General features: G+C 65.1%; 11 protein-coding genes. 2 read left to right on the top strand and 9 right to left on the bottom strand.

The annotated features are described in order from the left end of the window. Position 1 precedes the first annotated feature (1 nt). Entirely contained in the window at positions 2 to 1,222 is a 1,221-nt protein-coding gene (locus F562_RS0103365; RefSeq protein WP_018155518.1) for an NRAMP family divalent metal transporter, read from the bottom strand. Then, positions 1,215 to 2,576 (bottom strand): pyroglutamyl-peptidase I, encoded by a 1,362-nt coding sequence (locus F562_RS17915; RefSeq protein ID WP_156822497.1) that lies wholly within the window; start codon positions 2,574 to 2,576, stop codon positions 1,215 to 1,217. Before F562_RS17915 ends, F562_RS0103365 begins: the two co-directional genes overlap by 8 nt. A 137-nt stretch (positions 2,577 to 2,713) precedes the next feature. Here F562_RS17915 and F562_RS0103355 point away from each other — a divergent pair, with 137 nt between their 5' ends. Next, a complete protein-coding gene (locus F562_RS0103355) occupies positions 2,714 to 3,811 on the top strand; it encodes a class I SAM-dependent methyltransferase (protein WP_018155515.1) in 1,098 nt (365 codons plus the stop codon). Between the two features lie 19 nt (positions 3,812 to 3,830). On the opposite strand, the gene ffh is transcribed toward F562_RS0103355, so the two are convergent. Genes ffh through F562_RS17910 form a run of 4 tightly spaced genes read right to left on the bottom strand, consistent with a single transcriptional unit; the run spans position 3,831 to position 9,457 of the window. Beyond that, positions 3,831 to 5,441: a signal recognition particle protein gene (ffh, locus tag F562_RS0103350; RefSeq protein ID WP_018155514.1), complete on the bottom strand. Its 1,611-nt coding sequence runs from the start codon at positions 5,439 to 5,441 to the stop codon at positions 3,831 to 3,833. A 25-nt stretch (positions 5,442 to 5,466) separates the two neighbouring features. Further along, positions 5,467 to 7,743: a [protein-PII] uridylyltransferase gene (locus F562_RS0103345; RefSeq protein ID WP_083915461.1), complete on the bottom strand. Its 2,277-nt coding sequence runs from the start codon at positions 7,741 to 7,743 to the stop codon at positions 5,467 to 5,469. Positions 7,744 to 7,748: 5 nt separating this feature from the next. After that, positions 7,749 to 8,087, bottom strand: coding sequence for a P-II family nitrogen regulator (locus F562_RS0103340; RefSeq protein WP_018155511.1), 339 nt, complete (start codon positions 8,085 to 8,087; stop codon positions 7,749 to 7,751). Then, positions 8,084 to 9,457 (bottom strand): ammonium transporter, encoded by a 1,374-nt coding sequence (locus F562_RS17910; protein ID WP_051080126.1) that lies wholly within the window; start codon positions 9,455 to 9,457, stop codon positions 8,084 to 8,086. The genes F562_RS0103340 and F562_RS17910 overlap by 4 nt, the downstream gene beginning before the upstream one ends. 106 nt (positions 9,458 to 9,563) lie before the next feature. Between F562_RS17910 and F562_RS17905 the strand changes: the two genes are divergently transcribed. Further along, positions 9,564 to 10,511, top strand: a complete 948-nt coding sequence (locus tag F562_RS17905) for an oxygenase MpaB family protein (RefSeq protein ID WP_051080125.1) — start codon at positions 9,564 to 9,566, stop codon at positions 10,509 to 10,511. 257 nt (positions 10,512 to 10,768) lie between these two features. On the opposite strand, the gene ftsY is transcribed toward F562_RS17905, so the two are convergent. The 3 genes from ftsY to smc form a co-directional block, all read right to left on the bottom strand. After that, positions 10,769 to 12,136 (bottom strand): signal recognition particle-docking protein FtsY, encoded by a 1,368-nt coding sequence (gene ftsY, locus F562_RS0103325; protein WP_018155508.1) that lies wholly within the window; start codon positions 12,134 to 12,136, stop codon positions 10,769 to 10,771. Between the two features lie 54 nt (positions 12,137 to 12,190). Continuing rightward, on the bottom strand, positions 12,191 to 12,460 hold the full coding sequence (locus F562_RS20715) for a hypothetical protein (protein WP_156822495.1): 270 nt from the start codon (positions 12,458 to 12,460) through the stop codon (positions 12,191 to 12,193). A gap of 68 nt (positions 12,461 to 12,528) precedes the next feature. Beyond that, positions 12,529 to 16,143 (bottom strand): chromosome segregation protein SMC, encoded by a 3,615-nt coding sequence (gene smc, locus F562_RS0103320; protein ID WP_018155507.1) that lies wholly within the window; start codon positions 16,141 to 16,143, stop codon positions 12,529 to 12,531. Between the last annotated feature and the right edge of the window lie 101 nt (positions 16,144 to 16,244).

Below are 16,244 nucleotides of genomic sequence, written 5' to 3'. Positions count from 1 at the left end.
GTCACGACCATAGGTCCTGGATCCCGGCCAACGACTTCCAGGCCAGCCAGATCGTCAGCACCCAGGCGAGCGCCCCGAACCCAAGCAGAACCTTGGGATAGACATAGCCGCCAAGCAAGTCGTGCGAGCGGCGCCAGGCTGCCCACAGAATCACCCCGACACCGACGGGCAGGATGAGCCCATTGATCGCACCAGCAAGGATCAGCACCGTGGTCGGAGCTTTGCCGAGAATCAGGAACAGCACAATCGACAGCAGAATGAACCCGGCGACGAGATAGTTCCGGCGCTGCTCCAAACCGCGCGAGAAGCTCGTGACGAACGAGACGCACGTGTATGACACTCCAATCACCGAGGTGATACCCGCGGCCCAGAGCACCACACCAAAGAGCCGCAGCCCGACCTCGCCCGCGGCCGACTCAAAGGCAGAACCTGCGGGGTTGGCCTCTGATAGTGAAACCCCCGCCGACACGACACCCAGGATCGCGAGAAACAACACCACGCGCATCACGGCGGTGACGCCGATGCCCGTCAGCGAACCGCGCGTGATCGCCTGGAGGTTCTCTCGACCCGTGACCCCGGAGTCGATAAGTCGGTGGGCACCGGCGTAGGTGATGTAACCACCAACGGTTCCACCAACCAGTGTGGTGATGATGAGGAAGTCCACGGTGTCTGGAACGACAGCCTGCTTGAGGGCATCCCCGACTGGCGGGTCGCTCGCAAAGGCGACGTAGGTCGTCAGGATGATCATTAACGCCCCCAGGACGACAACGATGCGGTCCATCGCGACGCCCGCGCGGCGGACGAGAAAGATTGCGACGGCGATCGCTGCCGATACCAGTGCCGCGACCTTGACGTTCAACCCGGTCAGCGTGTTGAGACCCAGACCGGCGCCGCCCACATTGCCGATGTTGAAGGCGATACCTCCGGCGACGACACAGACCGCCAGTACGACGCCCAGCCCAGGGGCGACCCGCTCACCGAGTTCCTGCGCACGGAGTCCGGACAGGCCAAGGACCCGCCACACGTTGGTCTGGATCGCGACATCCAGCAGGATCGAGACCACAATCGCGAAAGCAAAGGCGGCACCAAGTTGCGCGGTGAAACTTGCTGTCTGCGTGATGAATCCAGGTCCGATGGCGCTAGTAGCCATCAGGAACATGGCGCCGAGGAGTGCCTTCTTCGTGCCTGCTGCGGGGCTGGCCTCGGCCTGCCGCTCAGCCACGGTCGCTCTGTCCCAACGTCCCGACTCCGACCCGCAGCAGTGATCTCACCTGATCATTGATCGACGTGCGATTGGTCTCGAAGGCCGGTGACGTCAACTCGTTCTGGTCGGTCGCGAGGCCGCTGAGCACTGGGGTGTGAATGTGTCCACCAGGCACGCGGAGCTTGACCGCATCGCGCAGCAGGGTCGCTCGATAGGCAATCTCGTTGGACAGGTAGTCCCCGCCGCCACCGGATCGCGCCTGCGAACCGGCCGTCGGACCGTCCGGCCGGGTCGTGCCGGGGCTCGCGCCCGCCGGACACGCGGTGGTGACTGGTTCGGGTGGGGTCGTCCCTGGAACCTCAACAACTTCAGTGTTGTGGTTGACCGGGAAGGCTCCGGTATCGGCCGCCGTCATCTTGCCGGTGGGCAGAGTGGTCGGGACCCACTGCGGCTGCGGACGTACGGTCGGGGTTTTCTTGGGGATGGGCACGATGCCGCGATAACAAACGTCCTCGTTGTCGTTGTACCCGCCGCGCCAGGCGCCGTTGCTCTGCTCCAGATCGAAGATGCCTTCGCGTCCCTGACTCGTCGTAGCGAAAGCATCGACCTGTCGACGTCCTGGTCGGAAGTGCGGCAACAGGGCCTGCTCAACCATTCCCTTTTCGAAGTCACGCCACCGCACCGGGAATGCGGCGGTCTCTACGCGGGCCGGGCCGGCCTTTGTCTGGATCGTCTGACCGTCGAGCGCCAATGCGCTTGCACCCGACGGGTTCCCTTGCCGCACATCGCGGTTCAGGGTGAAGGGGTCAAACCCGGTCACCAACACGCGCTTGGTTCGCTTGCTGCCGGAGAACTTGATGTCGTCTTGGCCACGGCTGATTCGGTCCACGGTGTCGATGAGTCGCTGTCGCTGCCCGCTCTTCACATGTGAACTCGGCGACCATTGGCGTAGCGCCGCGACCATCGACAAGCGGGTCCAATAAAGCGGCCGGTCGTCACCCGCGCTCAAGGTGCCCATCTCGACGCGCCCCTGCGCCCGATCCACAGCCGTACGCCACAGCACCCGCGAAGTGCGCTCTACCAGGTGTTGCGCCGACGACCCTGACTTCTCGCGGCACAACTTCGCCGCGAAGCGAGTCAGGAGAGGCTCGAAACCGCCCTGCCGGATGAACTCCCCGGCTTGGGGTTTATGTAGGAAGTCCTCCTCATACGGGAGGTTCGACGTGGACAAACAAGCACCGATCATGACTCCGGATTCGGGGCTCAACTGAGGCCGGTTCCGATCTGCAGTAGCCGGCGAGCTGACACCAACGGAGAGGGCGAGGGCTGCGGTCGAAAGGAGGACGATGGGGCGACCTGTGCGCGTAGACATGGGCGACAGTGTGACAGCCGCTCGGCCGGGCATGGTGGAAACACTCGAAAGGTCGCAAATCCTTATCTTGGCCTACAAGATCGGGTAACTTCACCCAGAACCACTACTACATCAAGCGGCACAGGGGTGCACAGAGTATGGGTTCACTAGACAAATTCGTTCCACCGGGCAGTCGGCGTCGTGCGGTTGCCGGCAAGGTCCTGCGCCAGGTCAAGAATCGAGTCCCGAGCAAGCAGCCGGACGCAGTTCAGACCGGCGCGGCTCCGGTCGCTGCAGCGCCTAAGCGCGCGACCTCCGCTCCCGGGTTTCAGCATGCGGGGCCTAGCGCCAAGGGACGACCGACCGATGTCAACGAGGAACAGCGCACACTGAAGTCAAGTTGGGCCAAGCACGATCCCGACGCGCTGGACTCCTACCTGGTCAGCGGGTTCCAGAACCCACAGGTCAACGCGCAGAGCATCATGGCGCGTCACTTGCTCGTGGACGTTCTCTTCGACGACGACTTCAGCGACCTGAAGCACCGCGAGATGGAGCACTGCGTCAAGGCGACCAAGGCACTCCACAAGCGCGCCGACGAGCTTGGTGTGACGATGGGCTCCTACCTCGATGACGCCAAGCGGGCTGAGGTCCTCGAAGTGGCCGAGGCGATCCGCCCATGGCAGGGCGAGTTCGAGAAGGAATGGGCGGCAACGCTCGCGGACCGGACTGTGGATCAGCCACGCAAGGTTCTTGAATTCGCGTGTGGCTCGGCCAACGACTACCGCTTCTTCCACCGTTATGGCATCGCCAAGCATCTTGACTACACCGGCGTCGACCTCAACGACAAGAACATCACCAACGCCAAGCGCCGTTTCCCCGGTGTGGACTTTCAGGTCGGAAGCGTGCACGAACTGCCGTATGCCGACCGTAGTTATGACGATGTCGTGGTGTTCGACCTCTTCGAGCACATGTCGATCGAAGCGATGGAGAAGGCCGTCTCAGAGGCTTGCCGCCTGGCGGACAAGCGTCTGCTCTTGACCTTCTTCAGCATGACAGACGCTCCCGAGCACCACGTACGTCCAGTGCGCACGTACTTCTGGAATGTCCTCAGCCGCACCAAGGTTCAGGAACTCATCGAGGAACAGTTCGGCCCGGTCGAGGTGATCCGCATTCGCGACCTGATCCTCGATGACTTCGGGTACGACAACTCCTACAACAAGAACGCCTGGACGTTCATTGCGAAGCGCCGCGCCTAGGACCTGCAGGACCTAGAACCTACTTGTCCAAGAACTTCTCAAAGCCCTTCGGCAACTTGAGGTCGCTCAGGTCTTTTTCGTCCTGATCACCCAAGTTGCCGAAGGCGCCGGACATCGCGGCCGTACGCGCCGCATCGGCCTTCTCAGCGGCCGCCTTCTCTTGCTGTGCGCGCTTGGCCGGGTTGCCGCTCTTGCCCTTTTTCTTGACCTGCTGTTTTCCGCGCTTGCCGCCGCCGGGGCCTGCGCCTGGCATACCGGGCATACCCGGCATGCCGCCGCCACCGCCCTTGCGCATCTGCCGCATCATCTTCTGCGCCCCTTGGAAGCGCTCCAGCAACTGGTTGACCTCGGAGACGGTCGCACCGGCACCGCGGGCGATACGGGCTCGGCGGGAACCGTTGATCTGCTTGGGATGCGTGCGCTCGAACGGCGTCATCGACCGCACCATCGCCTCGACCCGATCGAACTCGCGCTCGTCCAGGTCGGCCAACTGGTCCTTCATCTGGCCCATGCCGGGCATCATCCCGAGGAGCGATTTCAGGTTGCCCATCTTCTTGATGGCCGCCATCTGCTCCAGGAAGTCATCGAAGGTGAAGTCTTCCTCCGCCATGAACTTGCGGTGCATCTCGGCGGCCTGGTCGCGGTCAAACGCTCGCTCGGCCTGCTCGATGAGCGTGAGCACGTCACCCATGTCCAGGATGCGCGATGCCATCCGGTCCGGGTGGAAGACTTCGATGTCTTTGACCTGCTCGCCCACCGAGGCGTACATGATCGGCTTGCCCGTGACAGACGCCACCGACAATGCCGCACCACCACGGGCATCGCTGTCGAGCTTGGACAACACCACACCGGTGAAATCGACGCCTTCGGAGAAGGCCACAGCGGTGTCGACCGCCGCCTGTCCGATCATGGCGTCAATGACAAACAGCACTTCGTCGGGCTGGACGGCGTCGCGAATGTCGCGCGCCTGGACCATGAGCCCCTCATCGACGGCAAGCCGACCGGCGGTGTCGATGATGACGACGTCATAACCGCGCAGGGTGGCCTGACCGACGCCACCGCGAGCCACGGCCACGGGATCGCCAAAGGACCGGGTGCCTTCGCCCGACTCGGTCACCGCGTCGTGACCGCCAACGTTGCCCCGCTCGGGTGCGAAGCACAACGCGCCCGCCCGCTCAGCGACAACCTCCAGCTGGGTCACGGCGTTGGGTCGCTGCAAGTCGGCCGCGACCAGCAGCGGGTAGTGACCCTCGTCCTTCAGGCGACGCGCAAGTTTTCCCGCAAAGGTGGTCTTACCCGATCCCTGCAGACCGGCAAGCATGATGACCGTCGGCGGCTTCTTGGCCATCTGAAGCGCCCGAGTCTCGCCACCAAGGATCTGGACGAGCTCGTCGTTGACGATCTTGACGACCTGCTGGCCGGGGTTGAGGGCCTGGCTGACCTCAGCACCGAGCGCTCGCTCGCGGATGCTCCGCGTGAACTCCTTGACCACCGGTAGCGCGACGTCAGCATCGAGCAGTGCCATCCGGATATCCCGGATGGTGGCATTGATGTCGGATTCGGTGAGCCGTCCCTTGCCGCGAATGTTCTTGAAGGTCGCGGTAAGGCGGTCGGAAAGACTGGTGAACACACACCCAGGCTATCCGGTCTCGGCGTCAGGCTTCAGCCTCGGTCAGCGCGTTCAGGAGTCGCGCCACCTGAGCCGGCTCCACAGGGCGGCCCGCCGAACCCATCAGGTAGAAGGTATCCAGTGCCTGACCGGCGTACGTCGCGACGTGGGCACTGCGGATCGTCGCCCCGTGGCGAGCCAAGGTCTGGCCCAGGTCCTGCAGCAATCCTGGCCGGTCGTGCGCGCGAACCTCAATCACGGTGGCATCGCCGGAGGCACACGGCACCACCTCCGCGCGGGAGGCTCTCGGGCTCACGTCGCGTTCCCCCTGAGGCCGACGAATGCCTGCAAGGGGTGCGCGGTCTCCGGCTGCGAGTCGTCGTAGCGCTCGCCCGAAGTCCGTGGGCTGGGGAACATTCCCCTCGGGCGCTTCGACCTGCCAGGTGTTCACCGCGGCCCGTTCGGTCGTACGCACTCGAGCGGATCGCACGAGGAGGCCATGCGCTGCCAGGAGACCAGCGGTGTCGGCGAACAGTCCGAGGCGATCACGGTCCACCACCTGGATCGTGGCCCCGCCACTGTGCGGGGTGACCGTGACATAGGGCTCCCCCATCAGCAGCGCATCGGATGCCGCGGGGCTCAACACGAAGGATCCGGCGCGGGGTTCGCGTACCGGCACGTGGCGGCCATCCAAGGCGCGCCTTGCCTGCGTGGTCAGTTGGTCAACCAATGACGCTCTCCAGGTGGTCCACGCCGCAGGCCCTGCCGCGACCGCGTCCGCCTCGGTGAGGACTCTCAACTGCTCGAGAAGTTCTGGTCGTTCCTCGACCGCGCCGATCACGGAACGCACAGTCTGTGGATCCTGTGGGTCGCGCCGAGTTGCCAGGTCAACCAGGGACAGGTGTTCCTGAACGAGTAGTTCGACTGCAGATGCCGCTTCCTGGTCGAATCCCATCCGCCGCACGATGGTGGCCGCCACCGGCGCCCCTTCGGCTGCGTGATCCTCGACGCCTTCGATCTTGCCGATGTCGTGAAGCAATGCGGCCGCAAGCAGGATGTCTGGTCGATCCACGAGATGGCGACGGGACGCCGCCTCCACCACGGTTTCGATGAGGTGCCGGTCGACGGTGTGGCGGTGAACCGGGCTGCGCTGGGGCCGACTGGCCACCGCCTTCCACTCGGGAATCAGGTGGGCGATCGCTCCCGCCAGGTCAAGGGACTCCCAGACCTGAACAAGGCCTGGACCGGTACCCAGCAGATCGATCAAGGCATCCCGAACGGGTTCCGGCCACGGCGTCTCCACCGGTGGCAAGTCGCGAGTCAGGTTACGAACGGTCACAGGCGCAAGTGGTCGCCCGCGAGCAGCTGCCGCAGTCGCTGCCCGCAGGAGCACGACAAGATCGTTCGTGGGAGTCCGGGCACCGAGCACAACCTCACCGTCGTGCTCATAGAGACCGTGACCGAGTGATCGCATCGTGGGTCGACGCGTACGCAGCCGCACAGTGCGGGCCGCCTGAGCCTGTCCGGCCCGGCGCGTCGTGCTGTCCAGCGCATAGGCGATGACCCGCGCGGAGGCCGCAGCCTCGGTTAGCAACGCATCGGCGTCGACGAGACCCAACAGGTGGGCGCTCGCGTCCTGAATCTCTCGCACCATGCGCGACCGCCCTCGGCCGCTGACCTCGTGCACGGCGTCCCTGATGTCCAGCAGTCGCTCGTACGCCGCGTCCACCGAACCGTGCGGTCTGTCGGCCAGCCACGCCGCGGTCAGTGCCCGCAACACGCTCATATCGCGCAGACCGCCACGGCCCTCTTTGAGCTCGGGCTCAAGCGCGTGTGCCAGGTCGTCGTGTCGGCTGTGGCGCTGCGCCACAGAATCCAGCACTTCGGTCAGCCTGGTGCGCGCGTTGGACCGCCAGTCGTGCGCGACGCTTTGCGCGACACCCGTCACCAGTACGGAGTCTCCCGCCAGGTGGGTGATGTCCAGTAGTCCAATCGCTGCCGACAGATCATCGGCCGCGACCTTGCGTGACTCGGCTGGCGTACGCACTGAATGATCAATCTGAATTCCGCTGTCCCACAACGGATACCAGATCTTGTCTGCCAGCTCCTTCACCCGCTTTGACGGAACTGATCGCCCGTCGTGCAGCAACACCAGATCCAGATCACTGAGCGGTCCACAGTCCTCGCGAGCCAGGCTTCCGACGGCCGCGAGGGCCACTCCTTGGGGCCGGCCGCCCAGGACGTCGCGACACCCCTGCTCGAACAGGTCGATGACCTCTTCACGGCGTTGACGCGCGCGTTCACGTCGGCGATCGGCACCCACAGGGTTCACAGCGCCGACGCGCCGTGCTCTCCCGTACGGACGCGCGTGACGTCCTCTACGGGAACGGTCCACACCTTGCCGTCGCCGATACGGCCAGTCTGAGCCGACTTCACCATGACATCGACCACGCTGCGCGCATCCATGTCGTCGACGACGACCTCGATCCGGACCTTGGGCACCAGGTCGACGTCATACTCCGCGCCGCGATAGACCTCGCTGTGGCCACGCTGCCTGCCATAACCGTTGGCCTCGCTGACCGTCATGCCCGCGATGCCGTAGGCCTCGAGTGCATCTTTGACATCGTCGAGTTTGAACGGCTTGATGATGGCTGTGATGAGCTTCATACGGACACCTCTTCATCGTCACGGGTCACTGCGCGGTCGCCCGCGATAGGGCGCCGGGGAATCCGACCCCCAGCGAATGTGCTCATTTCATAGGCGGATTCGGCGTGCTGCGCCTGATCGATACCGGCGACTTCGTCGTCCTCGTCGATGCGCCACCCCATCGTCGCCTTGAGCGCAGTTCCGATCGCCAAAGTGAGGACACCGGTGTAGGCGAGCGCGATGGCAGCTACCGCAGTCTGGATGCCCAGCTGTCGCAAGCCATGACCGTAGAAGAGTCCGGTGTCAGCACCCAGCAGACCGATGGCGATCGTTCCCCAGAGACCCGCCACGAGGTGCACCCCGACGACGTCCAACGAGTCGTCATAGCCGAAGCGGTACTTCAGACCGACGGCGAGAGCGCTGAGGACACCCGCAACTCCACCAAGAACTAGTGAGCCGATAGGTGTCAACGCTGCACAGGCGGGGGTGATCGCCACCAGGCCGGCGACGACACCGGATGCTGCTCCAATGGACGTCGGGCGTCCGTCGCGGATGCGCTCAACAAGCAACCATCCCAGGAGCGCCGCGCACGTCGCGGCAGTGGTGTTGACCCAGACCAGTCCAGCGGTTCCATCGGCGGCCAGCGCGGAGCCCGCATTGAATCCGAACCAACCAAACCACAGCAGCCCCGCGCCAAGCATCGTCAACGGCACGTTGTGGGGGCGCATCGGCACCTTCCCGAAGCCCACGCGGCGCCCCGCCAGGACGGCAAGGACCAGCGCGGCCATACCGGCGTTGATGTGCACGACGGTGCCGCCAGCAAAGTCGATGGGGCCGTAGGCATCATCTCCGCTGCCGCCACCGAACCAACCGTCCGGGGACAGCAACCCGCCGCCCCACACCATGTGGGCGAGGGGGAAGTAGACCAGCGTGACCCAGATCGCGCTGAAAACTAGCCAGGTGCCGAATCGCACTCGGTCTGAAAGGGATCCGCTAATCAGCGCGACCGTGAGGATCGCGAACGTCAGCTGAAATCCGACGAACACAATGGCCGGGATGCCGGTGTCCATGAGGACCGTCGCTCCCGACGCGTCAGTGATCAGGTCCTTCAGTCCGAAATTAGTGAACGGGTTGGAGATGAAGCCACCAAGGTCGTTGTCGCTGAACGACATTGAGTAGCCCCACAGCACATAGACGACACCTACGACGCCGACGGCGACGAAGGACATCATGAGCATGTTGAGCACGGACTTGGAGCGGTTCATCCCGCCGTAGAACAAGGCGAGTGCGGGAGTCATCAGCAGGACAAGGGATGCACTGATGAGCATCCAGGCGGTCGTGCCGGTGTCCAGCACGGGAGGATCTGCGGTGACGAGGGCGATCTGTCTCATGGCAGGTGAGCATGCTTGGCTTCCGTTTCACTTCGGCGCGCTCCGTGTTACGGCAATGTTGCGCGTATCGCTCCCAGGTAAACCTTATGTAGCGGACGTTGGCGGCATGGCCCATCCTGAAGGGGTGAATCCGCTTGCTTCTCCCCTGGCCGTCGCACGCCGGCGCGCTGCTGGGCAACTCCACGGGCGGGTCGCAGGTCCGAACGGACGAGACCGAGCCGAGCGCATTTGGCGTACGCCTGGGCCGCGGTGGTTCACCCCGGAAGACCCGGTATGGCGCGTACATGCAGATGCCTCGATGTTCGGTGCAGGAGTGCGCGCGCTGCTCCTGCAGTCGCTTCATCCCTTGGCGATGGCTGGCGTCGCTGACCACAGCGACTATCGCGAGGATCCATGGGGACGACTGCAACGGACCAGCGCCTTCATCTCAACGACCACCTTCGGGACCATCGAGGACGCCGAACGGCTGATTGCCAAGGTCCGCGGAATCCATCGCCGCGTGCACGGCGTGGCCCAAGACGGTCGTCCGTACCGCGCCGATGACCCGCGGTTGCTGATGTGGGTTCACTGCGCTGAGGCAGAGTCGTTCCTCACCATGCACCAGCGCTATGGCGCTGCCCCGTTGACTGACGCGCAGGCGGACACCTATGTCGCCCAGATCGGCTCGATCTCCGCACATCTCGGATTGCCTGACCCACCGCAGACTGTGCGCGATCTGCACCAGGTGCTCGCCGATTTCCGGCCGGAGCTCATGGTGACGCCAGCCGCACTCGAGGCAGCAAAGTTCGTCGTCCATGAGCCCCCGCTGTCGCGCTCGGCCCGTCCGGCGTATGCCCTCCTGGTCGACGGTGCGGTCGCCACGTTGCCGCCCTATGCCCGCTCAATGCTCGGTATGAACGGTTCAACCACACGCATCGCGACACGAGATCGTCTCGGCGGAGCCGGGACTCGTCTCATTCGGTGGGTGCTCACCGACCCCTCACTGGTCGCGGAACGCACTCCCGTCGGGCACGCAGACGAGCCACGAGCCGCAGATCAGGGCGCTGGTTCCTGACGCCAGGGTCACCGCCGACCCGCACCAACCAAACGCTGCAACGGAGACCATCGGCAGAACGCTGGTGTCCAGATTAAGTTGCATAGTCAGGCCCCGCCGCGCTCGCCAGAGGCGAAAGCACGCGTCGATACACCATCGCGCTGAGTTCGGTCAGACCAGCCGTGAGGTGGAGCGCACGGATGGTCTGACCGAACTCAGCGATGGCGAAGACTCCGAGAACCGGTAGCGACGCATCACGGTCACTACGCCGCGATTCGTCAGTCGAGCACCGCGTCCACGAACGCCGCCGGGTCGAACGGCGCCAGGTCGTCGGGACCTTCGCCCAAGCCGACCAACTTGACCGGAACCCCGATCTGACGCTGAACGGCGACGACGATGCCGCCCTTGGCGGTGCCGTCGAGTTTGGTCAGCACGACCCCGGTCACGTTGACTGCCTCAGCGAAGATCTCGGCCTGGCGCACACCGTTCTGACCGGTGGTGGCGTCGATGACCAGCAGGACCTCGTCGATCGGGCTCTGCTTCTCGATGACGCGCTTGATCTTGCCGAGCTCGTCCATGAGGTTGCTCTTGTTGTGCAACCGGCCCGCGGTGTCGACCAGCACCACGTCGACCTCGCCTTCCCCACCCGCTTTCACGGCGTCAAAAGCGACCGAGGCGGGGTCCGCACCGTCCTTGTCGGACCGCACGGTGGGTACGCCGACCCGCGCGCCCCACGTTTCCAACTGGTCTGCAGCCGCAGCACGGAAGGTGTCCGCGGCCCCCAGGATGACGTCCTTGTCTTCGGCCACCAAGATGCGCGCCAACTTGCCGACCAGGGTCGTCTTTCCCGCGCCGTTGACTCCCACGATCAGGATGACTGCCGGGCGGTCTCCCTGACGGCTCGCCGCGATACGACGGTCCATCGTGGGATCAACCTGCTTGAGCAGCTCGTCGTGCAGCCACCCGCGTACGGTCTCCTCATCGACCTCGCCCGCGACCTTCGCGCGCGTGCGTAGGGCATCGACAACCTCGGTCGTGGCCTCGACCCCGAGGTCTGCCTGCAGGAGGGTGTCTTCGACCTCTTCCCAGGCCTCCTCGTTGAGTTTGCCGCCGGCCAGCAGGTTGAGCAACGCCTGCCCCAGCGCAGAGTTCGACCGAGAGAGTCGCTCACGCAACCGCACCATGCGGCCACGGGCGGAGTCAGGGCGTTCAATCTCAGGCGTGGGTGTGGCGGCATCGGGCTCAACCGCGACCTCAGGGGTCGGTGATGTCGTGGTCTCCGCGACGTCCGGCTCGGTGGTGAGTTCGGCGGTGGGCCCGTCACCTTCAGCACGGGATTCGGCGGGCGTCGCGGGATCCGTCGCCGCTACCGGCGGCTCTAGGGTGCCAGTGCCGGCACCGCTTCCGCCGGTGTCGATCTTGGCGCCAGCGCTCGGACGATAGGTGTTCTTCTTGGGTGGCTTGCGCTCCAGAGTCGTCGTGCCGCCGGTCGGCTGTGAGGCGTCACCCTCATCGGTCGGCGTGGTGGGTGAATCCTCAGCACCACCAGATCGTCCCCGAAAGAACGCGACAACGAGGCCTAGCCCGGCAAGGGCGGCCACCGTGATGACAAGAAGGACTTCCCAAAGTTCATTCACGTCCCCCATCTTGGCAAACGACGAGGGCCCGACCTAACTGCTGCGCTACCGCAGGGCTACGCCCTAACTGGCTTCGCGGGATTCCTCAACATCGTGGGATGCCGAATGACGCCCAGTCGACGGTTTGGGGCGAGTCGCCCGCAGAGCCGACCCCGTCGTCTTACGCGTCGTGGACACGACTTTGTCGGTGCCCCGAGTCACTGAAGACACGACGTCTTCCCCCTTGGGCGTCAGCACCTGACGCCCTTGACGGCGTGCCGGTACTGCAACCGCCCCCACGACCGCCGCTGCTGCTGCCAGGCATACGAGCATGGCAAAAATCACCCAAACCATGAGGCTATTGTGCGCTCCTGAGGCGCGTGATCCCAACTCGACGCGCCACCCAGGCGAGAGCGAAGTCTTTAGGAGGCCTCCGCGACGTCACTGTCGCTCGTATCGCCGCCGCCCGGAGGCTGATCGTCGGCCACATCACGCAGTCGCTGCGAGACCACAGTCGTCACGCCGTCGCCCCGCATCGAGACGCCATAGAGCGCGTCCGCGACCTCCATTGTGCGCTTCTGGTGGGTGATCACGATGAGTTGGCTGGAGCCGCGCAACTCTTCGAAAAGGGTGATCAGCCGACCCAGGTTGGCGTCATCGAGGGCCGCCTCGACCTCGTCCATGATGTAGAACGGGCTCGGCCTCGCCTTGAAGATCGACACCAGCAACGCCACCGCCACGAGCGAGCGCTCACCGCCGGAGAGCAGCGACAGCCGCTTGATCTTCTTGCCCGGGGGCCGCGCCTCGACCTCGATGCCCGTGGTCAGCATGTCGTCGGGATCGGTGAGCACCAGGCGCCCTTCGCCACCTGGGAACAGCCGCGAGAACACTCCCGCGAACTGCTCCGCGGTGTCGGCGAAGGCCTCCGCAAAGACCGTCTTCACCCGTTCATCGATCGTCGTCACGATCTCCATGAGGTCATCGCGCGAGCCCCTCAGATCCTCGAGCTGCTCGGTCAAGAACTTGTGTCGCTCCTCCATGGCTGCGAACTCTTCCAACGCCAAGGGATTGACCTTGCCGAGTTGGCTGAGCTTGCGCTCGGCGGAGCGCAAGCGCTTCTCCTGCTCGGCTCGCACGTAGGGCTTCGGCTCGGGGAGATCGTCACTGTCGGGATCATCGTCCGGGCCGGGGACATACGGGATGAGCTGGTGCGGTCCGTATTCCTCGCACAAGACCTCGGGGTCAATGCCAAGTTCGTCGACGGCCTTGGTCTGGAGATTCTCGATGCGCAGGCGCTGCTCGGCGCGAGCAATCTCATCCCGGTGGACGCTGTCGGTGAGTTCGCGCAGTTCATCAGACAGCGTCTGCATCCGGGTACGGATCTGCCCCATCGACTGATTGCGCTCGGCCTGCTCTTGTTCTGCTGCGGTCCGGCGGGACTCAGCGATCGTGAGCAACTGCGTGACCACATTCAGGGTGTACGCAGCGCCCTGTCCAACGGCTCGCGCGACCTGGGCATCGCGCTGACGCTTTTCACGACGCTGCCGGGCCTTCTCGCGTGCGTCCAGCTCCGAGCGGACCGCGGTCTCCAGGCTGCCCGCGCGACCACCGATGGATCGCGCCTGCTCTTCCAGTGTGCGCAATGCCAGACGAACATCCGTCTCGGCCGTCCGTGCCGCCGCGGCGGCCTTGGCGAGTGACTCTCGCTCGTCGTGTGTGGGTTCATCCTCAGTGGGTTCTTCTTGCGCGGCGGCTAGGCGCTGCTGGAGTTCTTCCAACGTCGCCCGGTCGGCCACCAGCGACTCTTGAGCCTTGTCGATCGCGCTCTGGTGGCGCTCCCGCTCGGCCGAGGCGCCCCGCATCGTCTGACCAAGTTGACCCAGCTGCTCGGCCACCGCGGACATCTGCGCGTCATTGTCGTTGAGCTCATCAAGAGCCGCCGCTGCCGCCGACTTGAGCGTCGCCACCTTTTCCTTGAGTTCGGCGAGCTTGAACTGAGCCTGATCTTTGCGCTGCCCGGCTTCCTGCAATGCCTGCCGGGCCTCGTCTGCCGCCGCCTCGAGCTCCAGCAAGCTGGGTGCGTCGGCCGAGCCGCCGCGCACGCTCCCGGGGGCATAGACATCGCCTTCCGGCGTCACGGACGTCACGCCGTCGCGGATGAGGGCTCGGGCGGTCCTGCGGTCTGGGGCCAGCGCAACCTGATCGAGTAGGGCGTCGACGGCCGCGCGTACGGCCTCGGGTGCCTCGATCTCGTCGCGCGCCCAGGTGCAGCCGGCTGGCAGCGCGGGCCAAGAGGTCACCTCGACAGGCGCAGCGGTGTCGCCGACCAGCAGCATGACGCGCCCACCATCGGAATCGCGCAGGCTGTCGATCGCCGCGCCGGCGGCATCAAGGTCATCCACGACGATGCCCTCGGCCGCCCATCCCAACGCGGCCGCGAGGGCCGCTTCGTGCCCCTCGGTCACGCGGAGCAGGCCAGAGACCGCGCCCTGCACGCCGGGATGCTGGTCTTGCTTTTCCAGGAGGGTCGCGCCACCGTCCTTGCGTCGCAGACTCATCTCCAATGCGTCCACGCGGGCTTGGAAAGTGCTGCGGTCTCGGTCGGCTCCGCGATCGGCTTCCTGGACCTCGGCAAGGTCCTGCTCCGCCTTCTCCAGCGCGTCGACGGCAACCTCATAGCGAGCGTCAAGATCGACCTCGCCAGCCTCAGTGTCAGCGATACTGCTTTCCAGATCGCCGTAGCGGCGCTCGGCCGCCTGAGCGCGCTCGACCGCCTCGACGATGCGCTCCTGCAAGCGTCCGATCTCGGCATCAGCTGCCTCGATGCGGCTTTGGCGCGCAGCCACCTGGCCCTGCAATTTGGCCAGGCCCTCCCGACGGTCCGCAGCGGCTCGGGCCAGCCGCGCGATGCGCTTCTGCTCGTCCTCGTAGGCCTGCTCCGCCGCACCCTTGGCGTTGACGGCCTGCTGCAAGTCGGTTTGCGCCCGCTCCACACGGCTCAGCAGGTCCAGCTCCTGGGAACGCAACTCCGCGGCCTGCTGACGGAGCTTTTCCGGGTCGCGACCGGTGGTGCGCTGATCTTCTTCGTCTTGGCCCAGGAGGCGTACGCGCTCCCCCGCCAGACTTTCCGTCGCGCTCAGCCGCTCTTTGAGCGAGCCCAGGGAATACCACTGCTCCTGCGCTCGGGCGAGCGCTGGGCGGGCCTGCTCGGCCTGTTGCTCGAGCGTGCTGAGCTCGGCCTTCACGCTCGCCAGCGACTGTTCGACGAGCCCGCGGCGTTCAAGGAGTGCCTTCTCGTCGGCGACTTCCTGTTCTAGGGTGCCGGTCAGTTGGACTAGGTCGTCGGCCAGGATCCGGAAGCGCGCGTCGCGTACATCAGCCTGGATCGTCACCGCCCTGCGGGCGGTCTCGGCCTGTCGACCCAGCGGACCGAGTTGGCGCCGAATCTCGTCGGTGAGGTCGTTAAGCCGGTTAAGGTCGCCCGCCATCGACTCCAACTTGCGCAGCGCCTTTTCTTTGCGCTTGCGGTGCTTCAGGACGCCAGCGGCTTCTTCAATGAAGCCGCGGCGGTCCTCAGGAGTGGCGCGCAGGACCGTGTCGAGTTGGCCCTGCCCGACGATGATGTGCATCTCGCGTCCGATACCCGAGTCCGAGAGAAGCTCTTGAATGTCCAGGAGCCGCACGGACGTGCCGTTGATCCGGTATTCAGAGCCGCCGCCACGGAACATCGTCCGGGAGATGGTGACTTCGGTGTAATCGATCGGCAGCGCCCCGTCGCTGTTGTCGATGGTCAGGGTGACCTCGGCACGACCAAGCGCCGGGCGGTTAGACGTCCCGGCAAAGATGACGTCTTCCATCTTGCCGCCACGGAGGCTCTTGGCGCCTTGCTCGCCCATCACCCACGCGAGCGCGTCAACGACGTTGGACTTCCCGGAACCGTTGGGACCAACGATGCAGGTGATGCCCGGTTCGAGCGTCATTGCTGTCGCGGAGGCAAAGGACTTGAAGCCCTTGAGGGTGAGGCTCTTGACGTACACGCGGGCGGGTCCTCCAGGCGGAATCGGTTCAGGTCACCATACCCGCGGGTGGGGTCGGGTATCCGATCTGCGGGCGGATACCCGACCCCACCATGGTCCTG

The sequence above is a fragment of the Demetria terragena DSM 11295 genome (assembly GCF_000376825.1).
Lineage (GTDB): Bacteria > Actinomycetota > Actinomycetes > Actinomycetales > Dermatophilaceae > Demetria > Demetria terragena.
Note: the sequence above shows the minus strand (reverse complement) of the source record. Positions and strands in the feature narration are given on the sequence as shown.